This is a genomic window from Streptomyces sp. NPDC039423, from assembly GCF_055598725.1.
On record NZ_JBVKAH010000004.1, the window covers coordinates 564,763 to 583,638 of the forward strand.

The 18,876-nt window shown below is 74.2% G+C and carries 18 protein-coding genes; 9 read left to right on the plus strand and 9 right to left on the minus strand.

Features of this window, described 5'->3' with window-relative positions; genetic code table 11:
* Nucleotides 1-17 precede the first annotated feature (17 nt).
* The gene (locus tag ACZ7LK_RS16655) at nt 18-1,244 is read right to left on the minus strand and encodes an acyl-CoA dehydrogenase family protein (RefSeq protein WP_392273396.1); all 1,227 of its coding nucleotides are present in this window, start codon (nt 1,242-1,244) and stop codon (nt 18-20) included.
* Between the two features lie 134 nt (nt 1,245-1,378).
* Between ACZ7LK_RS16655 and ACZ7LK_RS16660 the strand changes: the two genes are divergently transcribed.
* A complete protein-coding gene (locus tag ACZ7LK_RS16660; protein ID WP_392273395.1) occupies nt 1,379-2,038 on the plus strand; it encodes a TetR/AcrR family transcriptional regulator in 660 nt (219 codons plus the stop codon).
* 123 nt (nt 2,039-2,161) lie between these two features.
* Here the strand turns inward: ACZ7LK_RS16660 and def are convergent, their stop codons facing one another.
* Nucleotides 2,162-2,707 (minus strand): peptide deformylase, encoded by a 546-nt coding sequence (def, locus tag ACZ7LK_RS16665; protein ID WP_392273394.1) that lies wholly within the window; start codon nt 2,705-2,707, stop codon nt 2,162-2,164.
* A 115-nt stretch (nt 2,708-2,822) separates the two neighbouring features.
* Between def and ACZ7LK_RS16670 the strand changes: the two genes are divergently transcribed.
* The 5 genes from ACZ7LK_RS16670 (at nt 2,823) to ACZ7LK_RS16690 (ending at nt 7,292) form a co-directional block, all read left to right on the plus strand.
* Nucleotides 2,823-4,070: a Mur ligase family protein gene (locus tag ACZ7LK_RS16670; RefSeq protein ID WP_126887077.1), complete on the plus strand. Its 1,248-nt coding sequence runs from the start codon at nt 2,823-2,825 to the stop codon at nt 4,068-4,070.
* Nucleotides 4,071-4,090: 20 nt separating this feature from the next.
* Nucleotides 4,091-4,819: a type 1 glutamine amidotransferase gene (locus ACZ7LK_RS16675; protein ID WP_064067135.1), complete on the plus strand. Its 729-nt coding sequence runs from the start codon at nt 4,091-4,093 to the stop codon at nt 4,817-4,819.
* A 157-nt stretch (nt 4,820-4,976) separates the two neighbouring features.
* Nucleotides 4,977-6,002, plus strand: a complete 1,026-nt coding sequence (locus ACZ7LK_RS16680) for a 6-phosphofructokinase (RefSeq protein ID WP_392273393.1) — start codon at nt 4,977-4,979, stop codon at nt 6,000-6,002.
* Nucleotides 6,003-6,113: 111 nt separating this feature from the next.
* A complete protein-coding gene (locus tag ACZ7LK_RS16685) occupies nt 6,114-7,076 on the plus strand; it encodes a cytochrome c oxidase assembly protein (protein ID WP_392273392.1) in 963 nt (320 codons plus the stop codon).
* 57 nt (nt 7,077-7,133) lie between these two features.
* Entirely contained in the window at nt 7,134-7,292 is a 159-nt protein-coding gene (locus ACZ7LK_RS16690) for a hypothetical protein (RefSeq protein WP_392273391.1), read from the plus strand.
* A gap of 84 nt (nt 7,293-7,376) precedes the next feature.
* Here the strand turns inward: ACZ7LK_RS16690 and ACZ7LK_RS16695 are convergent, their stop codons facing one another.
* Both ACZ7LK_RS16695 and ACZ7LK_RS16700 read right to left on the minus strand, forming a co-directional pair.
* Nucleotides 7,377-8,678: an APC family permease gene (locus ACZ7LK_RS16695; protein ID WP_392273390.1), complete on the minus strand. Its 1,302-nt coding sequence runs from the start codon at nt 8,676-8,678 to the stop codon at nt 7,377-7,379.
* Between the two features lie 99 nt (nt 8,679-8,777).
* The gene (locus ACZ7LK_RS16700; protein ID WP_392273389.1) at nt 8,778-9,248 is read right to left on the minus strand and encodes a DUF6098 family protein; all 471 of its coding nucleotides are present in this window, start codon (nt 9,246-9,248) and stop codon (nt 8,778-8,780) included.
* 297 nt (nt 9,249-9,545) lie between these two features.
* On the opposite strand from ACZ7LK_RS16700, the gene ACZ7LK_RS16705 reads away from it, so the two are divergent.
* Complete coding sequence (locus ACZ7LK_RS16705) at nt 9,546-10,154, plus strand: response regulator transcription factor (RefSeq protein WP_392273388.1); 609 nt, start codon at nt 9,546-9,548, stop codon at nt 10,152-10,154.
* Nucleotides 10,155-10,169: 15 nt separating this feature from the next.
* On the opposite strand, the gene ACZ7LK_RS16710 is transcribed toward ACZ7LK_RS16705, so the two are convergent.
* The 5 genes from ACZ7LK_RS16710 to ACZ7LK_RS16730 form a co-directional block, all read right to left on the minus strand.
* The gene (locus tag ACZ7LK_RS16710; RefSeq protein WP_471141416.1) at nt 10,170-11,867 is read right to left on the minus strand and encodes an ATP-binding cassette domain-containing protein; all 1,698 of its coding nucleotides are present in this window, start codon (nt 11,865-11,867) and stop codon (nt 10,170-10,172) included.
* Entirely contained in the window at nt 11,864-13,957 is a 2,094-nt protein-coding gene (locus tag ACZ7LK_RS16715; protein ID WP_471141419.1) for an ABC transporter ATP-binding protein, read from the minus strand. The genes ACZ7LK_RS16710 and ACZ7LK_RS16715 overlap by 4 nt, the downstream gene beginning before the upstream one ends.
* Nucleotides 13,958-14,070: 113 nt before the next feature.
* Nucleotides 14,071-14,199, minus strand: a complete 129-nt coding sequence (locus ACZ7LK_RS16720) for a SapB/AmfS family lanthipeptide (RefSeq protein WP_073755677.1) — start codon at nt 14,197-14,199, stop codon at nt 14,071-14,073.
* Entirely contained in the window at nt 14,196-16,781 is a 2,586-nt protein-coding gene (gene lanKC / locus ACZ7LK_RS16725) for a class III lanthionine synthetase LanKC (RefSeq protein WP_471141423.1), read from the minus strand. The genes ACZ7LK_RS16720 and lanKC overlap by 4 nt, the downstream gene beginning before the upstream one ends.
* A 133-nt stretch (nt 16,782-16,914) precedes the next feature.
* Entirely contained in the window at nt 16,915-17,310 is a 396-nt protein-coding gene (locus tag ACZ7LK_RS16730; protein WP_392273384.1) for a VOC family protein, read from the minus strand.
* 158 nt (nt 17,311-17,468) lie between these two features.
* On the opposite strand from ACZ7LK_RS16730, the gene ACZ7LK_RS16735 reads away from it, so the two are divergent.
* The gene (locus ACZ7LK_RS16735) at nt 17,469-18,182 is read left to right on the plus strand and encodes a lysophospholipid acyltransferase family protein (RefSeq protein ID WP_392273383.1); all 714 of its coding nucleotides are present in this window, start codon (nt 17,469-17,471) and stop codon (nt 18,180-18,182) included.
* An 81-nt stretch (nt 18,183-18,263) separates the two neighbouring features.
* Nucleotides 18,264-18,806 (plus strand): YbaK/EbsC family protein, encoded by a 543-nt coding sequence (locus ACZ7LK_RS16740; RefSeq protein WP_469462660.1) that lies wholly within the window; start codon nt 18,264-18,266, stop codon nt 18,804-18,806.
* Nucleotides 18,807-18,876: the final 70 nt, after the last annotated feature.

Sequence of the window (18,876 nt, forward strand, 5' to 3'; positions counted from 1 at the left end):
GGCGCCCCGCCTCCGGTTCAGCGGATCGGCATGCCCGCCAGGGTGCGGGCGATGACCAGGCGCTGGACCTCGCTGGTGCCCTCGAAGATGGTGTAGATGGCGCTGTCGCGGTGCATGCGCTCCACCGGGTACTCGCGGGTATAGCCGTTGCCGCCGAGGATCTGGACGGCCTGGGCCGTGACCTTCTTGGCGACCTCGCTGGCGTAGAGCTTGGACATCGAGCCCTCGGCGGAGGTGAACGGCTTGCCGGCGGTCGCCATCCAGGAGGCGCGCCAGACCAGCAGCCGGGCCGCGTCGATCTGGGTGCGCATGTCGGCGAGCTGGAAGGCGACGCCCTGGTTGTCGATGATGGGGCGGCCGAACTGGACGCGCGTCTTCGCGTAGTCCAGGGCCACTTCGTACGCGGCGCGGGCGGTGCCCACGGCCATGGCGCCGACGGCGGGGCGGGACGCCTCGAAGGTGGCCATGGCGGCGTTCTTCACGCGTTCGCCGCCCGCCCTGGCCCTCTCGCGGGCGCGGGCGAGGCGCTCGTCGAGCTTCTCCTTGCCGCCCAGCAGGCAGGAGCCGGGGACGCGCACGTCCTCCAGGACGACCTCGGCGGTGTGGGAGGCGCGGATGCCGTGCTTCTTGAACTTCTGGCCCTGGGACAGGCCGGGGGTGTTCGGCGGGACGATGAAGGAGGCGTGGCCCTTGGAGCCGAGCTCGGGGTCGACGACGGCCACGACGACGTGGACGCCCGCGATGCCGCCGTTGGTGGCCCAGGTCTTGGTGCCGTTGAGGACCCACTCGTCCTTGGCCGCGTCGTACACGGCGCGGGTGCGCATGGCGGCGACGTCCGAGCCGGCGTCGGGCTCGGAGGAGCAGAAGGCGGCCACCTTGACGTCGTCGGGGGTGCCGTACATCTGCGGTATCCAGGTGCCGATCTGCTCCTCGGTGCCGTTGGCGAGGACGCCGACGGCGGCGAGGCCGGTCCCGACGATGGACAGCGCGATGCCCGCGTCGCCCCAGAACAGCTCCTCCATGGTCATGGGGATGCCGAGGCCGGTGGGGTCGAAGAACTGCTGGGCGTAGAAGTCGAGGGAGTAGATGCCGACCTTGGCGGCCTCCTGGATGACCGGCCAGGGGGTCTCCTCGCGCTCGTCCCACTCGGAGGCGGCCGGGCGGATCACGTCCTTGGCGAATCCGTGCAGCCAGTCACGGACCTGCTGCTGGTCGTCGTTGAGTTCAAAGGTGAACTCGGCCATGTTCCCTCCCGGCGGTTACTTGCGGTAACCGCAGTCTGTTACCGGTAAGTAGCCGCTGTCAACCGGCGGCTCCCGCGGCGTGAGTGTTACGTTGCGCGGGTCTTAGGGACATCGCACGGGCGGGGAGACACGCTATGGAGACCACACACCGGACCGACCAGCAGCGGTCGGCCGACCAGCGGCGACGCGAGCTGCTCGAGGCCGCCGACCGCGTGGTCCTCCGCGACGGACCGCAGGCGTCCATGAACGCCATCGCCGCCGAGGCCGGGATCACCAAGCCGATCCTCTACCGCCACTTCGGCGACAAGGGCGGCCTGTACCGGGCGCTCGCCAAGCGTCACACCGACGCCCTGCTGTCCGCCCTGCGCACCGCGCTCGACGCGCCCGCGGACCGGCGGCAGCGGGTGGAGGCGACCCTCGACACCTACCTGGCGGCCATCGAGGCGCGGCCGCAGGTGTACCGGTTCCTGATGCACCCGTCGGAGGACGGCGGCGGGGGCGGGGGGCAGCAGTCGGAGCAGGGCTTCGACATAGGCCGGCACTCGGCGCCCGTCCTCCGGCGCATGGGCGAGGAGCTCGCCCGGGTGATCGCCGAACGCGTCGACCTGGGCCCGGGCAGCGAGGCGCTGGCCCGCGTCTGGGGCCACGGCATCGTCGGCATGATGCACGCGGCCGGCGACTGGTGGCTCGGCGAACGCCCCTGCTCCCGCGAGGAGTTGGTACGCGGCCTGGCCGATCTGCTGTGGGGCCGGCTGGAGCGGGTCGACGACAAGGTGGAGGGCCCCGGCTTCTGACGGTGCACCGGCCGCGCGGGGCCCCGCTGCCGAGGGCCCGGCCCTCCGGGCGCCCCGGCCCGCGAGCCGGCCGCCTCCGACGCACCCGGCTTCCGGACGACCCGGCCGCGCGGCTCCGTCCCGTCAGCCGGACCGGGCCCAGGGGGCGCGACGCGCCGCCCGCAGGGCGCGGGTGCGGCGCCAGCCGGTGAGGCGGTCGGTGTAGACCGTGCCGTCCAGGTGGTCGCACTCGTGCTGGAGGCAGCGGGCGAAGAAGCCCGTCCCCTCGACGCGCACCGGCGCGCCCAGCAGGTCGACGCCCTCGACCACGGCGCGGTCGAAGCGTTCCGTGCCCGCCTCCAGGCCCGGCAGGGACAGACAGCCCTCGGGTCCGCGCACCGTCACCCCGTCCGCCTCCACCAGGCGCGGGTTGACGATGTGCCCGAGGTGGCGGACGTCCTCGTCGTCGGGGCAGTCGTAGACGAAGACCCGCGAGGCGACCCCTATCTGGTTGGCCGCGAGACCGACCCCCTGGGCGGCGTACATCGTCGCGAACATGTCCTCGATGAGCCGGGACAGGGACGGACCGAAGTCGCTGACGGGCTCGCAGGGGCTGTGCAGGACCGGGTCGCCGAGCAGGGTCATGGCTCGTACATGGCCGGAACTGCCGGGGATCGGCCGGTTTCGCATGGCGTCCAGCGTACGTTCCACCCCTGCCGGAGGGTTCCAGCAGGTGGCGCGGTTCGGGCGCCCGGCCGGATCTCGATAGGCTGAGCCCGGACCCACGCTAGGAGGAACAAGGACGATGGCAGGACACCCTGGCAATCCTGAGCCCCTGTCGCCGCGCGCCAAGCTGGCCGTGACGGCAGGCAAGGCCGCAGCGGCGGTGTCTCGCGCGGCGGGACGCGGCAGCGGATCGGTGATCGGCGGCCGGGTGGCGCTCAAGCTCGACCCCGAACTGCTGGGGCGGCTCGCGCAGCATCTGGACGTCGTCCTGGTGTCGGCGACCAACGGCAAGACCACCACCACCCGGCTGATCGCCGAGGCACTGCGGGCCAGCGGCCCGGTCGTCTCGAACGCCCTCGGCGCCAACATGCCCGCGGGCATCACCTCCGCCCTCGCGGGCGGTTCGGACGCCAAGTACGGCGTGATCGAGGTCGACGAGAAGTACCTCGCCGGCGTCGCACGCGACGTGGCGCCCAAGGCGATCGCGCTGCTCAACCTCTCCCGCGACCAGCTCGACCGCGCCGCCGAGACCCGGATGCTCGCCGAGAAGTGGCGCGAGGGCCTGTCCGGCTCGAAGGCGGTCGTCATCGCCAACGCCGACGACCCGCTCGTCGTGTGGGCCGCGTCCTCCTCCCCCAACGTCGTCTGGGTGGCGGCGGGTCAGGAGTGGAAGGACGACGCCTGGTCGTGCCCCGCCTGCGGCGGTGTGATGCAGCGCCCGGGCGACGACTGGTTCTGCGGCGAGTGCGGCTTCCGCCGGCCCGCCCCGAGCTGGGCGCTCAGCGGCGAGCACGTCCTGGACCCGCACGGTTCGGCCTGGCCGATCCACCTCCAGCTACCGGGCCGCGCCAACCGGGCGAACGCCGCCACCTCGGCCGCCGTCGCCGCCGTGTTCGGCGTGCCGCCGCAGGTGGCGCTGGAGCGCATGTACCAGGTGCAGGCGGTGGCCGGCCGGTATGACGTGGTCTCCTTCCAGGGCCGTGACCTGCGGCTGCTGCTGGCGAAGAACCCGGCGGGCTGGCTCGAAACGTTTTCCCTGATCGACCCGCCGCCGACGCCGGTCATCCTGTCCGTCAACGCCCGCGGCGCGGACGGCACGGACACCTCCTGGCTCTGGGACGTGGACTACACGCGGCTGGCCGGGCACCCCATCGTGGTGATCGGCGACCGCCGGCTGGACCTCGCGGTGCGGCTGGAGGTCGCGGGCCTGGACTTCCGGGTGTGCGAGACGGTCGACGAGGCGGTGCAGCTCTCCCCGCCCGGGCGGATCGAGCTGATCGCCAACTACACCGCGTTCCAGGACGTCCGCCGCCGCGTCGGCAACTGACCCCCTCTAAGGACATGAGCATGAGCGACAGCAGTCTGCGTCTCGTGTGGGTCTACCCGGACCTGCTCAGTACGTACGGAGACCAGGGCAACGCCCTCGTGGTGGAGCGGCGTGCCCGCCAGCGGGGCCTGGACGTGCAGCGGGTGGACGTGCGCAGCGACCAGCCCATCCCCACCTCCGGTGACATCTACCTGATCGGCGGCGGTGAGGACCGTCCGCAGCGGCTGGCGGCGGAGCGGCTGCGCCGCGACGGCGGTCTGAACCGCGCGGCCGAGAACGGCGCCATCATCTTCTCGGTATGTGCCGGCTACCAGATCCTGGGCCATGAGTTCATCAACGACCTCGGGGAGCGGGAGCCCGGCCTCGGCCTGATCGACGTGATCTCCACCCGTGGCGAGGGGGCCCGCTGCGTCGGTGACGTGCTGGCGGACATCGACCCGCGGCTGGGCCTCCCCCAGCTCACCGGGTTCGAGAACCACCAGGGCGTCACGCACCTCGGTCCGACGGCCCGGCCCTTCGCCCGGACGGTCTTCGGCAACGGCAACGGCACCGGGGACGGCACGGAGGGCGCGTACAACGACACCGTTTTCGGGACGTACATGCACGGACCGGTCATGGCGCGCAATCCGCAGATCGCGGACCTGCTGCTGAAGCTGGCCCTCGATGTGAACGCGCTGCCCCCGACCGACGACCGGTGGTACGAGGCGCTGCGCGCGGAGCGCATCGCGGCGGCCTCGCAGCCCGCCTGACGGACCGCCGTTCCCGGGGAATTGTCGGTTCGTACGACTACCGTCCAGTAGTCGGACGCTCGTTTCGGCCCCGTCACCCAACGCCGGTAGGGTGGCGGGGATCCAACCGGACGACGTGGTCCGGGAGTCGGCCCACGTTGCAAAGGTATCTCGGGCTATGCGCATTGGTGTGCTCACCTCCGGCGGCGACTGCCCCGGTCTGAACGCCGTCATCCGTTCCGTCGTGCACCGCGCCGTCGTCGACCACGGCGACGAGGTCATCGGTTTCCACGACGGCTGGAAGGGCCTCCTGGAGTGCGACTACCGCAAGCTCGACCTGGACGCGGTGGCCGGCATCCTGGCGCGTGGCGGCACGATCCTCGGCTCCTCCCGCGTCCAGCCGGCCCACCTGGTCGACGGCGTCGAGCGGGCCCGGGGCCATGTCGCCGACCTCGGTCTCGACGCGATCATCCCGATCGGCGGTGAGGGCACCCTCAAGGCGGCGAACCTCCTCTCCCAGGCGGGGCTGCCGATCGTCGGCGTGCCGAAGACCATCGACAACGACATCGCGTCGACCGACGTGACCTTCGGTTTCGACACCGCCGTCGGGGTCGCCACGGAGGCGCTGGACCGGCTGAAGACCACCGCCGAGTCCCACCAGCGGGTGCTGATCGTGGAGGTCATGGGCCGCCACACCGGGTGGATCGCGCTGCACTCCGGCATGGCGGCCGGCGCGCACGCCATCGTGGTCCCCGAGCGCCCCTTCGACATCGACGAGCTGACGGCCCGGGTCGGGGCGCGCTTCGAGGCGGGCAAGAAGTTCGCGATCGTCGTGGTCGCGGAGGGTGCCAAGCCGCGCGCCGGCACGATGGACTTCAACGAGGGCGGCAAGGACATCTACGGCCACGAGCGCTTCGCCGGCGTGGCCCAGCAGCTTGCCGGCGAGCTGGAGCGGCGGCTCGGCAAGGAGGCCCGCGCGGTGATCCTCGGGCACGTCCAGCGGGGCGGCACGCCCACCGCGTACGACCGGGTGCTGGCGACCCGGTTCGGCTGGCACGCGGTGGAGGCGGCGCACCGGGGCGAGTTCGGCATGCTGACCGCGCTGCGCGGCACGGACATCGTCATGGTGCCGCTGGCCCAGGCCGTGGAGACGCTCAAGACGGTGCCGTCGGAGCGGTACGACGAGGCCGAGACCGTGCTGTGACCTCCGCTCCGCGCTGAACCACCCGCCCCCGGTCGCAGCCGCGATCGGGGGCGGTTCTAGTCTGGACCCGCAAGCGGACAACCCAGCACGAAACGAAGCAGGAGCGCGCGGATGGATCACAGCGGGCACGGTACGCACGACATGCCCATGGATCTGCCGCCGTTCACCCTGGAGCGGGGCCTGGCCTTCTCGCCGGACTCGTTCTTCCTCGTCGGCTGTCTGCTGGCGCTGGGCCTGTACGGGTGGGGCGTGGCGCGGCTGCGCCGGCGCGGGGACGCCTGGCCGGCCGGCCGGACGGTCTTCTTCGTCCTCGGCGTGCTGACCGTCGCCCTGGTGATGTGCACGGCGCTGAACGACTACGGCATGGTCATGTTCAGCGTGCACATGGTGCAGCACATGGTGATCAGCATGCTCTCGCCGATCCTGCTGCTGCTCGGCGCGCCGGTGACCCTGGCGCTGCGGGCGCTCCCGGTGGCGTCCCGGCGCGGCGCCAAGGGGCCGCGCGAGCTGCTGCTGGCGCTGCTGCACAGCCGCTACATGCGGATCGTCACGCACCCGGTGTTCACGATCCCGCTGTTCATCGCGAGCCTGTACGCCCTGTACTTCACGCCGCTGTTCGACTTCCTGATGGGGTCCAGGCCGGGCCACATCGCGATGATGGTGCACTTCCTCGCCGTCGGCCTGGTGTTCTTCTGGCCGATCATGGGCGTGGACCCGGGGCCGCACCGGCCCGGCTACGTGATGCGGATGCTGGAGCTGTTCGCGGGCATGCCGTTCCACGCCTTCTTCGGCATCGCGCTGATGATGGCCACGGAGCCGATGGTCAAGGCGTACGAGAACCCGCCGGCGTCGCTCGGCGTCGACGCCCTCGCCGACCAGAACGCGGCGGGCGGCATCGCCTGGGCGTTCAGCGAGATCCCGTCCGTGCTGGTGCTGATCGCGCTGGTGTACCAGTGGTACCGGTCCGAGCAGCGCCACGCGGTCCGCAAGGACCGGGCGGCCGACCGCGACGGGGACCAGGAGCTGGAGGCGTACAACGCCTACCTGGCTTCGTTGCAGGCGCGCGGGCGGTAGCGCGGAGGCGCCCTGTGGGGCGACCATGGCGGTACGGCCGCCATGAGGAGGACGCGCATGTCCGGTTCCACGAAGACGATGAGCGGGCTCACCCTCGGAGCACTGGTGCTGACGACGGCGTACACGGTGGCGCTCGGCAGCAACGGCTGGCTGTGGTTCGGCTGGGTGGTGCTCGGGCTGGTGACCATCGGGATGGCGGCCACCCGCGACACCTGAGCGGCCCGGCGGGCCCGGCGCCCGGGACGGGGCACCGGGCCGGATGGCCGGACGCTCCTCGCGCGGGAGCCGCTCCGTGCCGTCTCAGACCGGGGCCCGCTCCGTGTCGCGCCGGGCGGCGGCCACCGCCGCGAGCACCAGGCCGGCGCCCAGCACGAGCAGCCCGCGCAGCCACACCTCCGGCTCCACCCGGGTGGCCAGCAGGACGCAGGAGGCCGCGCCCAGCACCGGCACCACGGTGGGCGCCCGGAAGTGCCCGGCGGTGCCCGGGTCCCGGCGCAGGACGAGCGCGGCCGTGTTGACCAGGAAGAACACCACCAGGAGCAGCAGCACCAGGGTGGCGGCGAGGGTGGCCACTCCCCCGGTCAGGGCCAGGAGCATCGACAGGGCGGTGGTGGCCGCGATCGCGACCCACGGGGTGCGGCGCCCCGGCAGCACCCTCGTCAGCGCGGCGGGCAGCAGACCGTCCCGGGCCATCCCGTAGGCCAGCCGGGAGGACATGATGCCGGTCAGCAGCGCGCCGTTGGCGACGGCGACCAGCGCGATGGCGCTGAACAGCCACACCGGTACGCCGCCCGCCGCCCTGACCACCTCCAGCAGTGGCCCGCTGGAGCTCGCGAGCGTCCCGGTGGGCACGGCGGCCGAGGCGGCCACTCCGACCAGGACGTACACCGCGCCCGCCGTGAGCAGCGCGCCGAAGAGGGCGCGCGGGTAGGAGCGCCGGGGGTCGCGGGTCTCCTCGGCGACGTTGACGGAGGTCTCGAAGCCGACGAAGGAGTAGTACGCCAGGACCGCGCCGCTCAGCACGGCCGGGAGCGCGCCCTGCTCGGCCGTGCCCAGCCGGGTGAGCCGGCCGGGGTCGCCGTCGCCCCGCAGCAGCAGCCAGGCACCCAGGACGACGACGATCGCCAGGCCGCCCAGCTCGATCACCGTCGCGACGACGTTGGCCCGGGTGGACTCCTTGATGCCGCGGGCGTTCAGCAGCGCGAGCGCCGCCAGGAACAGGACGGCGACCAGGGCGACGGGGGCGGACACGAAGGCGGTGAGGTACTCGCCGGCGAAGCCCCGGGCGAGCGCGCCGACCGAGACGACCCCGGCGGCCAGCATGCAGAAGCCCGCGAGGAACCCGGCGAAGGGGCCGAAGGCGCGGGTGGCGTAGTGCGAGGCGCCTCCGGCGCGGGGGTACTTCGTGGCCAGTTCGGCGTAGGACGTCGCCGTGAGCAGCGCCAGCGCGAGGGCCGCGGTGAGGGGCACCCAGACGGCGCCCCCGGCGTCGGCGGCGACCTGGCCGATGAGGACGTACACCCCGGCGCCGAGGACGTCCCCGAGGATGAAGAAGTAGAGCAGGGGCGTGGTGAGGGCCCGCTGGAGCGGCTGATCGTTCACTGTCGGCATGATCCCCCTCTTCCCCGGTTCCGCCGGGTCAGCCGGGACGTCCGACCCGCCGGTGCCGCGAGCCGCGGGCGGGGCCGGGGCGCCGGGGGATCAGCGGCGCATGGGGCCCCAGGGGCGGCGCTGGCGGGCGACCTCGGCCTCGGCCTCCTCGATCACGGCCAGGTCGATCCAGCAGACCGGTTCGATGTCGCACACGAGCGGCTCGTTGTCCGGGCCGCGGCCCACCTCCCGGCCGCGCAGCAGCCAGGGGCGGACGTCGCCGTCCCGGTCCCGGCGCAGGTGGCAGTAGTCGTACAGCCGGCGCGCCACCCACAGCCGCAGCGAGCGGTCGCCCCACCAGGACTCCACCTGGAGCGGGTTCGCCGACAGGCCGGGCATGGGGATGCCCGTCAGTTCGTCGACGCTGCGCGTGGAGTCCAGGTCGCGGGCGGGCCCCCGGGACCAGCGGACGTAGAGCGGCCCGCCGTGCTCGACCAGCTCGCCGAGTTCACGGAGGGAGCGCACCGTGGGCAGCTCGGTCTCCCCCTCGGCGGACGGAGGCCGGCCGGGCGTGTACGTCATGGGGTCCTACCCTCCTCGTCGTGCGGAGGACCACCGCATACCCAGCCATTCTCGGGCGACGCGCCGTTTCCCACCACGCGGCCGGTCCCGTCGTACCGCCCGGGTACGGGACCACCGCTCCGGGCCACGGCGCACACCGGCGCGCACGGCAGCACAGGGGGCGCTCTTGTGCGCGGGGCGCGCGCCCCGCGCGTTCCGCGCGCGATGTTCCAGGTTCGCCACTCGGGGAAGCCGCATGGGTGACCATACGTAAGCCCGGAGTGATCGGCCGGGCTGACGGCAGGGAGGGGATGGGACATGACCAGAGTGCTGGTCCTGCACAGTGTCAGTCTGCTGAGGTCGGCGCTGGTGGCGCTGCTGAGATCCGAGGGGGCCTTCGACGTGTTCTCCGCCGGCTGGCGCACCGCTAGCCGGCACACCGAGTCATTACGGCCGGACGTGTGCGTGGTGGACCTGGACTGTCCGGGCGCGGCGGCGCTGCTGGACGGTGCCTCGGGGACGGAGCGGGAGGTGCTCGGCGACCGGACGGCACTGCTGGTCCTGGCGTCGGCGGGGCGGCCGGGAGCGCTGCGCAGGGCGTTCGAGGCCCGCGCGCTGGGCTATGTCGACAAGCACGGCTCCCCGCACCGGCTGGTGCGGGGGATCCGCAAGGTCGCCGAGGGCGAGCGGTTCGTGGACGAATCGCTCGCCTTCGGCTTCCTGGAGGCCTCCCGGATGCCGCTGACGGCGCGCGAGCTGAGCGTGCTGGCGCGGGCGGCGGAGGGCGAGTCCATAGCGGAGATAGCGCGGGGCCTGCACCTGTCGAACGGGACGGTGCGCAACTACATGGCGTCGGCCACCCGCAAGGTCGGCGCCCGCAACCGGATCGACGCGATCCGTATCTCGCAGGGCGCGGGGTGGGTGTGAGGGAGGCCCTCCGGGTCAGGCCGCGTCGGGATGCCACATCCCGACGAGGTCCCGGTACAGGCCGGAGCGCCTGAGGAGTTCCCCGTGCGGCGCGCACCGGGCCCGGTCGCCGTCCAGGACCAGGACCCGGTCGGCCCGCACGGCGGACGTGATGCGGTGCGCGACGACGACGAGGCCGCCGGGCCGGGCGGCCAGGGCGCGCTCGGCCCGCTCCTCGGTGTCCGGGTCCAGGTGGCACGTCGCCTCGTCCAGGAGGAGCAGGGGGGCGGGCGAAAGGTAGGCGCGGGCGAGCGCCAGCCCCTGCCGCTCGCCGTGCGACAGCCGGCCCGGGTCGATCACCGCGTCCGGGCCGCCGAGCCGCTGGACGAGGGGGCCGAGCCCGAGCGCGTCCACCGCCCGCCGGACCTCACCGTGGGTGGCGTCGGGGCGCAGGTAGCGGAGGTTGTCGAGCACGGTGCCGGTGAACACGTACGCCTGCTGGGGCAGCAGCGCCGGGCGGCCGGTCACGGCGACGGTGCCCGCGGTCGGGGCCAGCAGCCCGGCGAGCAGCGCGGTCAGGGTGGACTTGCCGATGCCGCTGGGCCCGACGACGGCCAGGTGCTCCCCCGGCTCGACCACCAGGTCGAGGCCGTCCAGCACCGGGCGCGCCCCGGGGCCGTAGGCGAACCGGACGCCCCGCAGCTCGGCGGCCGGGCGGGCGGCCCGCGGCCGGGCGGGCGGCAGCGGCCGTGGCGCGGGCGCCGGGGGCGGGGCCGGCACGTCGGTGAACCGCTCCAGGACGACCAGCAGCCGGGTGCCGGCCGTCCCGACCGCGGTCATCAGCGCGTCCAGGGCCGGCAGCAGCGCCTGGACGAGGTAGGTGAGCGCGCCGAGCAGGGTGCCCGCGGTGACCCCCCGGCCGAGCAGCCAGGGCGTGGCGAGCAGCAGGGCCAGCACCGGCAGCCGGCCCGCCGCGCCCAGGGCCAGGGTGCGGACGGCCGCCCAGCGGGCCAGGCGGCGGGAGAGCCGGGCCTCGGCGTCGACCAGCCGCCCGGTCCCGGCCGCGACGTGCGGTCCGGCGCCGCACGCCACCACGTCGCGCAGTCCCGCGCCCACCGCGCCGACCCGGGCCGCGAGGGCCTCGTCGGTGTCGAGGGAGGCGCGCTGCACGGCGGCCATGGGCGCGAGGGTGGCGAGGAACACCGCCAGGCCGAGCAGCAGGGGCGGGAGGACGACGAGGGTCAGCGCCGGCTCCAGGGAGGCCATGCCGAGCAGCGCGCCCAGGGCGGTGAAGACGAAGGACCGGGTGGTGAGGACCAGCCCGGCGAAGCTGTCGCGGGCGATCTCGGTCTGCTGCGTGAGCCGGGAGACGGCCGCGCCGCCGGCCGCGCCCTCCGCCCGGGCGGGGTCCGCCACCGCGGCGGCGACGGCCTGCGCCACGGCCCGGCGGACCAGCCCGTCCCGCAGCGGTTCCACCAGGCCCGCGAGTCCGGCGAACACCCCGCGCACGGCGAGCCCGCCGAGGAGCGTCCCGGCGGCGGCGACGGCCAGCCACACCAGGCCGGTGCCGGTGCGTCCGGCGAGGAACCCGTCGTCCAGCGCGCGGGCGACGCCGTACCCGCCCAGGAACGTGTGGGCCGACTCCAGCAGGGACCAGGCGGCGAGGCGCAGCAGGTCGCGTTTGCGCCGCGCCAGGAAGCGCCTGCCCTCGGGGAGGACCCGCCGTGCCGTCATCCGGCCCTCCTGTGGGTCGCGTCCGCCGGGTGCGCCGGCTCCGCCGGGTCCGTCGCGTCCGGCCCGGTCGCCCCGGTCGCCCCGCCGGTCGCGTCCGCCCCGTCCGTCGCGGCGAACACGGCCCGGTACGCCGGGTCCCGCCACAGCGTGCGGTGCGGGCCGACGGCCCGTACCCGGCCCTCCTCCAGCCACACCACCAGGTCCGCACGCGACGCGGCGGACAGCCGGTGGGCGACGACGAGGCGGGTGCCCGGCCGGACGTCCCGGGCCAGCGACCGCTCGACCTGCCGCAGGGTGACGGTGTCCAGGCCCGACATGGCGTCGTCCAGGACCAGCAGCCGCCCGGCGTGGGCGAACGCCCGGGCGAGCCCCAGCCGCTGGTACTCACCGCCCGACAGCGGGGCGTCGGCGAGCGGCGTGTCGTAACCGGCGGGCAGCCGCTCGACGAACCCGTCGGCGCCCGCCGCCCGGGCGGCGGAGCGCACGGCGCCCGGCGGGGCGGGCTCCGCCCCGAAGGCGATGGCCTCCCCGACCGTCGTGCCGAAGAGGGCGGGGCGGGAGAAGGCGTACGCGACCTCACGGCGCAGTTCCCGGGGCCCGAGCCGGTCCAGCCGCACGCCGTCGAGCAGGACGCACCCCTCGTCGGGGTCGGTGAGCCGGCCCGCGACGGCGGCGAGCAGGGACTTGCCCGCGCCCGAGCGGCCGACCACGGCGGCGGTCGCCCCGCCGGGCACCCGCAGGTCGACTCCGCGCAGCACGGCGGCCCCGTCCCGTACGACGGTGACGCCGCGCAGTTCGAGGGTGCCCGCGCCGTGGGCGGGCAGCGTGTCCGGGCCGTACGGCACGGCCGGGAGGGCGAGGATCTCGCCGGTGCGGCGGGCGGCGGTACGGCCCCGGACCAGGGCGCCGAGCGAGGCGGCCACCGAGCCGACGCCGGCCGCCAGCGCCGCGTACCGGGAGGCCGCCACCAGGTCGCCGACGCCCAGGGCACCGGAGGCCAGCCGGGCCCCGCCCACGGCGAGGACGACGGTGACCAGCAGGGGCATGAGCACGCCGCTGCGGGCGACGGCCCGGCCGTACACGCGCCACATCGTCCGTCCCTCCGCGGCGAGTTCGGGCAGCGTGGCGAGGATGCGCCGCTGTTCGCGCGCGGCGGTCCCGGCGGCGGCGATGGTGCGGGCCCCGGCCAGGGCCTCCAGGAGGCGGTCCGCCATGCCGGACTGCACGCGCTGGTAGCGGGAGACGGTGTCGGAGGAGGTGCGGGCGAAGGCCCGCAGCAGCAGGACGAGCAGCGGGACGCCGGCCAGGAACGCGGCCGCCGTCCACAGGTCGATGAGGAGCAGCGCGACCAGGGCCCCGAGCGGCGGGAGGACCGTGGCCAGCGCGCCGGCGGCGGTCGCCGGGACGGTGCCGGCCTCCGTGGCGTTGGCCGTCAGCCGGGTGGCGAGGTCGCCGGGCGCGAAGCGGGCGGCCGCGGCGTGCGGCGGGGCTCCGAGCAGCCGGTCCAGGGCGCGGTGGCGCAGCCAGGCGGTGGACCGGGCGTTGGTGGTGCCGGTCAGCAGGGCGACCAGCGCGTCGAGGATCACCTCGGCGGCGATCAGCGCGCCGCACAGGGCCACCCAGCGGGGTGCCGCCGCGGAGCCGGCCAGGAGCAGGTCGAGGCTGCGGCCGAGGACGGCCGGCTCGGCGAGGGCGGCCAGTGCGGCGGCCACGGAGCAGACGGTGATCGCCGCGGTACGGCCCGCGCTGTGCCGTACGGCGCCCCGCACCACCCGCTCGGCCCGTCGGCCGCCGATCGCGGCACCCGGCCCGGACACCTCTCGGCCGCCGCCGCCCGCGCCCGGCTGCCGGCGCGGCCCGTCGCCCGACGGCCCGTCAGGCCCGGCGGCAGAGCCCGGCCCTGTAGGGGCGGCCGACCCGGTGGGGACGCCCGGCCCGGCGGCAGCGGCCGACCCGGCGGCGGCGCCCGACCCGGTGGCGGCGCCCGGCCCGGTGGCGGCGGCCGGCCCGGTGGGCGCGTCACCGCTGCCGGGCGCGTCCGAGGGGGCGGGGGCGTACGGGATCGAGGGGTCGGGGGGCGGGGAGGTCATGGGTGGCGGTGTCCTCCTCGGGCGGGAACGCGGAGGGTCCCGGGCGGGGTGAACCGCCCGGGACCGGCTGATCCATGGGGCCGCGCGCATTCGGCACCGCGCGACCCGACGGGTCAGTTACAGGTGGTGACGCTCAGGCTGCTGTCACCGCAGAGCAGCAGGCTCGCGCGGCTGCCCGTGGCGATGTCGCCCGTCGCCTCTTCCTTCGGGGTCTCCATCGACTGCAGGTCGAGAAGCGTCATGATCGATTCCTTTCCTTCATGGGGACGGTGTGCTCTGTTTCGGCCCCTGGCTGGGGCCGGCTCGTGGGCCGCCGGAGCGGCGGGAGGAACGGCAGGTGCGCGTGTCCGTCGGACGCGGCGCTGCCGAGGGCGAGCAGGCAGCCCGCGGTGCCCGTGGCGAGGTCCATGGACAGCCGCATCATCTGCTCGCCGGGGAAGGCCAGCCGGCCCTGGTACGGCACGGCGTGCCGGGCGAGGGCGTCGATCTGGCGGCGTACGTCGACGGGGGCGGTTCCCGGGCCGGGCGCGGTGGTGCGGCTCAGGTACAGCACCATGCCGGCCGCGCCCCGGAACAGTCCGGGCTGGGCGTAGAAGGTGGCCTGGGCGGCCCGTACGATCTCGCGGCGCGCCCGCTCGAAGTCCGCGTCCTCGCGGTGGGCGGCGTAGTCGTCGAGCACCATCCCGATGCCGACGCTCCCGGCGCCGAGGTACGGCATGGTCCGCCACCCCTCGTCGACCTGGAGGGTGCCGCCCGCGCTGGTCACGCAGCGGGCCAGGTCGCGCCGGAGCGCGTCGGCGGCCAAGTCCAGCAGCCCGGTGTCGCCGGTGCGTTCGTACAGGCGGAGGAAGAGCAGGGCGGAGCCGGAGGCGCCGTACAGCAGCCCGGCCCGGGAGATGCCGGGCAGGGCGCCGGCGACGAGGTCGGCGCAGCGCAGGGCGGCGTCCCGCATGCCGAGCGCGTCCAGCGCGAGGCCGACGCCCGCGAGGCCGCCGTGCAGGTCGGGGGCGATGTCCTCCCACGGCCGGCGGAGCGTCAGTTCCGCCAGTTCCAGGGCCCGTTCGGGATGGCCGAGGCGGTCGAGGGTCCAGGCGACGCCGGCCAGGCCGTCGTAGAAGCCGAGGGGTGTGCCGGACTCGGGCTCCTTGGTGCGGCGCAGCAGCCACTCCTCGGCCTCCGGGCACGCTCCGGCGCCCGTCCCGGAGAGGGCGTACAGGACGCCCGCGGTGCCGTAGCCGAAGGTCAGGCCGCCGCCGGCGGTGGCGAACTGGGCGATGTCGCCGGGGAAGAAGCGGTCCTCGCGTTCCGGTGTCGCGGAGGCGAGCACGGCGCCGGCCATGGAGTCACGGCTGCGCGGCCAGTCGCCGGGCTCGACGGGCAGGTACGGGCCGTGGCCGGTGTCCCCCGCGATCTCCTCGACCGCCTCGTCGAGGAAGGCGCGCGGTACGGGGAAGTGCGCGGCCGCGATGTCGGCGAGGTGCCGGGCCTTGCCGGGGTCCAGCGGGAACAGGCTGGTCAGCGGCAGGAAGAGGGCGAGCCGGAGGCAGGCGAGGGCGTACCGGTCGACGGCGAACCCACGCCGGTCGGGCGGTGCGACGAACGCCGGGTTGGCGACGGTCTGGCGCCGTCCCTCGTCGATGTGGGCGGCGGCCTCGAAGTCGAGGAGCGCCACGGACGTCTCGTCCTCGGACACCATGATGTTGAACAGGTGCAGGTCGTTGAAGACCACACCGCGGGCGTGCACGGCGTCGACGGCCTCCTCGACGAGCCGGTGGATCCGCAGGGCCCACTCGGTGTACTCGGCCAGTGACTCGGGCGTGGGGTCGGCCTCGATCAGCGGGTGCCGGCGGGCGAAGAAGGTGTTGAGGGGCTTGCCCTCCAGGAACTCCATCGCCAGGAAGTGGTGCTCGCCCAGGACGAACGTGCCCTTGACCTCGGGGGTGTACGGCAGTCCGGCGAGCCGTTCGAGGGCGGTCCGCTCGCGGTGCAGCCGGGTGACGGCGTCGGCCCCGTCGGCGGCCAGGCCGGCGTGCGGGCGGGCCTCCTTGAGGACGACCTTCTCGCCGGTGCGGCGGTCGTGGCCGACGTACACTCCCCCGCCGTTGGAGAAGTGCAGCGCGCTGTCGACGGTGTACGGGATGTCCGTGACCGTCACGGCGGCCCGCGCGTCCAGGTGGGGCCGGAGGAAGGCGGGGGGTTCGAGCCAGTCGGGTATCTGGAACACCGGGCCGCGCAGGTCGGGGACGAGGCGTCCGTCCGGGTCCTCGACGGCGGGGCAGAGTTCGCCGTTCTCGCCGTAGCAGTGCCGCCGGGTGAAGCTGCCGTACCGGACGTGCACCGGTCCCTTGCCCCAGCGCAGGTCGCTGAGGATGTACGGGCCGGGCTCGCCGGCGAGCAGGGCCGCCAGGTCGTCGGCGATCCGGTGGCACTGCTCGTCGCCGGCCGGGTAGACGGTGATGAACTTGCCGCTGCCGGCCCGGTCGGCGTACTTGGCGTTGCGGGTGTGCAGCAGGTACCGGCTCGGGACGAACTTGAAGGCGACGCCCCGGGCGAGGCAGTAGTCCATGACGCGCTCAAGAATCGTTTCGGCGTTGTCCAGGCACGCCGATACGTGGATCTTCCAGCCCTGCGCGGGCAGCGCGACGTCGAGGGGGCGGAGGGCCAGCCAGTCGCCGCTGCGGTGCCGGCGCCACCCTTCCGGTACCGGCGCGAGCGCCGCCCCGTACGGCGCGCCCCGCCGGTCGGTGCCCCCGGCGGACAGCCGGTACGGCGCGTCGTAGAAGTGACGGTCCGCGTCGCAGAAGGCGGCGTAGCCCTTGATCACACCTGCTCCCTCCATCGACGACGGTGACGACGGGGAAGACGGTGTCATCCCGGCCAGGGGCGGCAACAGTCACAAGCGTCAGCAACCGGCCGTGCGGAACGCATGAGTAACCTTCCGCTCCCCGGAGGCCGCCCTACGTGGCCGAGCGGCCCTCCCGGGCGACCAGGGTGAAGGAGTGTCCCGCCGGGTCGGAGTACGTCCTGACGTCCCGGGGACCGGAGTTGTCCCTGGTCTCCACCGGACGGGCGCCGAGCCCGACCGCCTCCCGCTCGGCCTCGTCCATGTCGTCCTCGGCGACCAGGATGTGCAGGTGCGCCTGGAGCGAGTCGTCGGGGCGCGGCCAACTCGGCGGCGCGTAGCCGTGGTCGCGCCGGACGGCGACGCACACGCCCTCGTGGCCCACCACCTCGATGAAGTCGGGATCGGTTCCGCGACGGGTCCGGGCGCCGAGGAGCCCGGCGTAGAAGTCCGCCAGGGCCTCGGGTTCGGCGCTGTCCAGGACCAGGACACTGCTCTTGGGTACAGTCATGACCTCCGTGTGCCCGCATCGGGGCCGCCCATCGCGGCGCGGTTCCCGGTCACGACACGCGCATCTACACTGATCCCCCTCGAACTGGTTTGTGTCCTGGTACAACGCACAGAGCCGATCCGATCCCCCGCCGACCCGGGGCAGTAGGGAGCCAGCCAGTGTTCTACTACCTGCTCAAGCACCTCCTTCTCGGGCCGGTGCTGCGGTTGCTTTTCCGGCCGAGGACCGAGGGGCTGGAGCACGTCCCGGAGGACGGCGCGGCGATCGTCGCGGGCAACCACCTGTCGTTCTCGGACCACTTCCTGATGCCGGTCGTCCTCAAGCGGCGGATCACCTTCCTGGCGAAGCAGGAGTACTTCACGGGGCCCGGGATCAAGGGCCGGCTGACCGCCGCGTTCTTCCGCAGCGCGGGGCAGATCCCGGTGGACCGCTCCGGCAAGGAGGCCGGGCAGGCGGCGATCCGCGAAGGTCTCGGGGTGCTGTCCAAGGGCGAGCTGCTGGGGATCTACCCGGAGGGCACCCGCTCGCACGACGGGCGGCTCTACAAGGGCAAGGTCGGGGTGGCCGTCATGGCCTTGACGGCGGGCGTGCCGGTGGTCCCGTGCGCGATGGTCGGCACGTTCGAGATCCAGCCGCCCGGCCAGGTCGTACCGAAGATCAAGAAGGTGACGATCCGGTTCGGCGAGCCGCTGGACTTCTCGCGGTACGCGGGGATGGAGAACGACCGGACGGTGCTGCGGGCCGTCACCGACGAGATCATGTACCGGATCCTCGCGCTGTCCGGCCAGGAGTACGTGGACGACTACGCGGCCAAGGTGAAGGAGGCCGAACAGGCCGCGCAGCGGCGGAGGTTCCCGGGTTTCCGCCGCTGAGGCGGGCCCGCGCGGGCGCGGCCGGCCGGTCGATAGGGTCGGGGTGACGAGCGACGGGACCTCCTGCCCGAAGGGACGCCGGTGAGCGAGCACCAGACGACACACGAGACGTACACGACGCACGAGACGTACGAGGCGTACGAGAAACTGATCGGCCTGCTGGACGAGCACGGGGCGTCCTACCGGGTGGTCGAGCACGACCCGGAGGGTGCGACGGAGGCGGTCAGCGCGTTGCGCGGCAACCGGCTGGAGCAGGCCGCCAAGTGCATCGTCGTAATGGTCAAGACCGGCAAGAGGACGAGGCGGTACGCCCTGGCCGTGGTGCCCGGCGACCGGCGGGTCGACCTGGGCGCGGTGAAGGCCCTGCTGGGCGGCACGTACGCCGGGTTCGCCACGCCCGAGGTGGCCGAGCGGCTGGCGGGCAGTGTCAGCGGCACGATCCTGCCGTTCTCCTTCGACCCGGAGCTGGAACTGGTCGTCGACCCGGCGCTGCTGGAGGAGGACGAGCTGTTCTTCAACGCGGCGCGCCTCGACCGCTCCCTGGCGCTGCGCACGGCCGACTATGTGGCGGTCGCCCGGCCCCGGACGGCCCCGATCGCCGAGGCGGCCGTGAGCGAGGCCTGAACGGATCTCTCACACGGTGGGCATGGGACCGGCACGGCGGGCAACACGGACCTTCACAAGTCCACCCCGG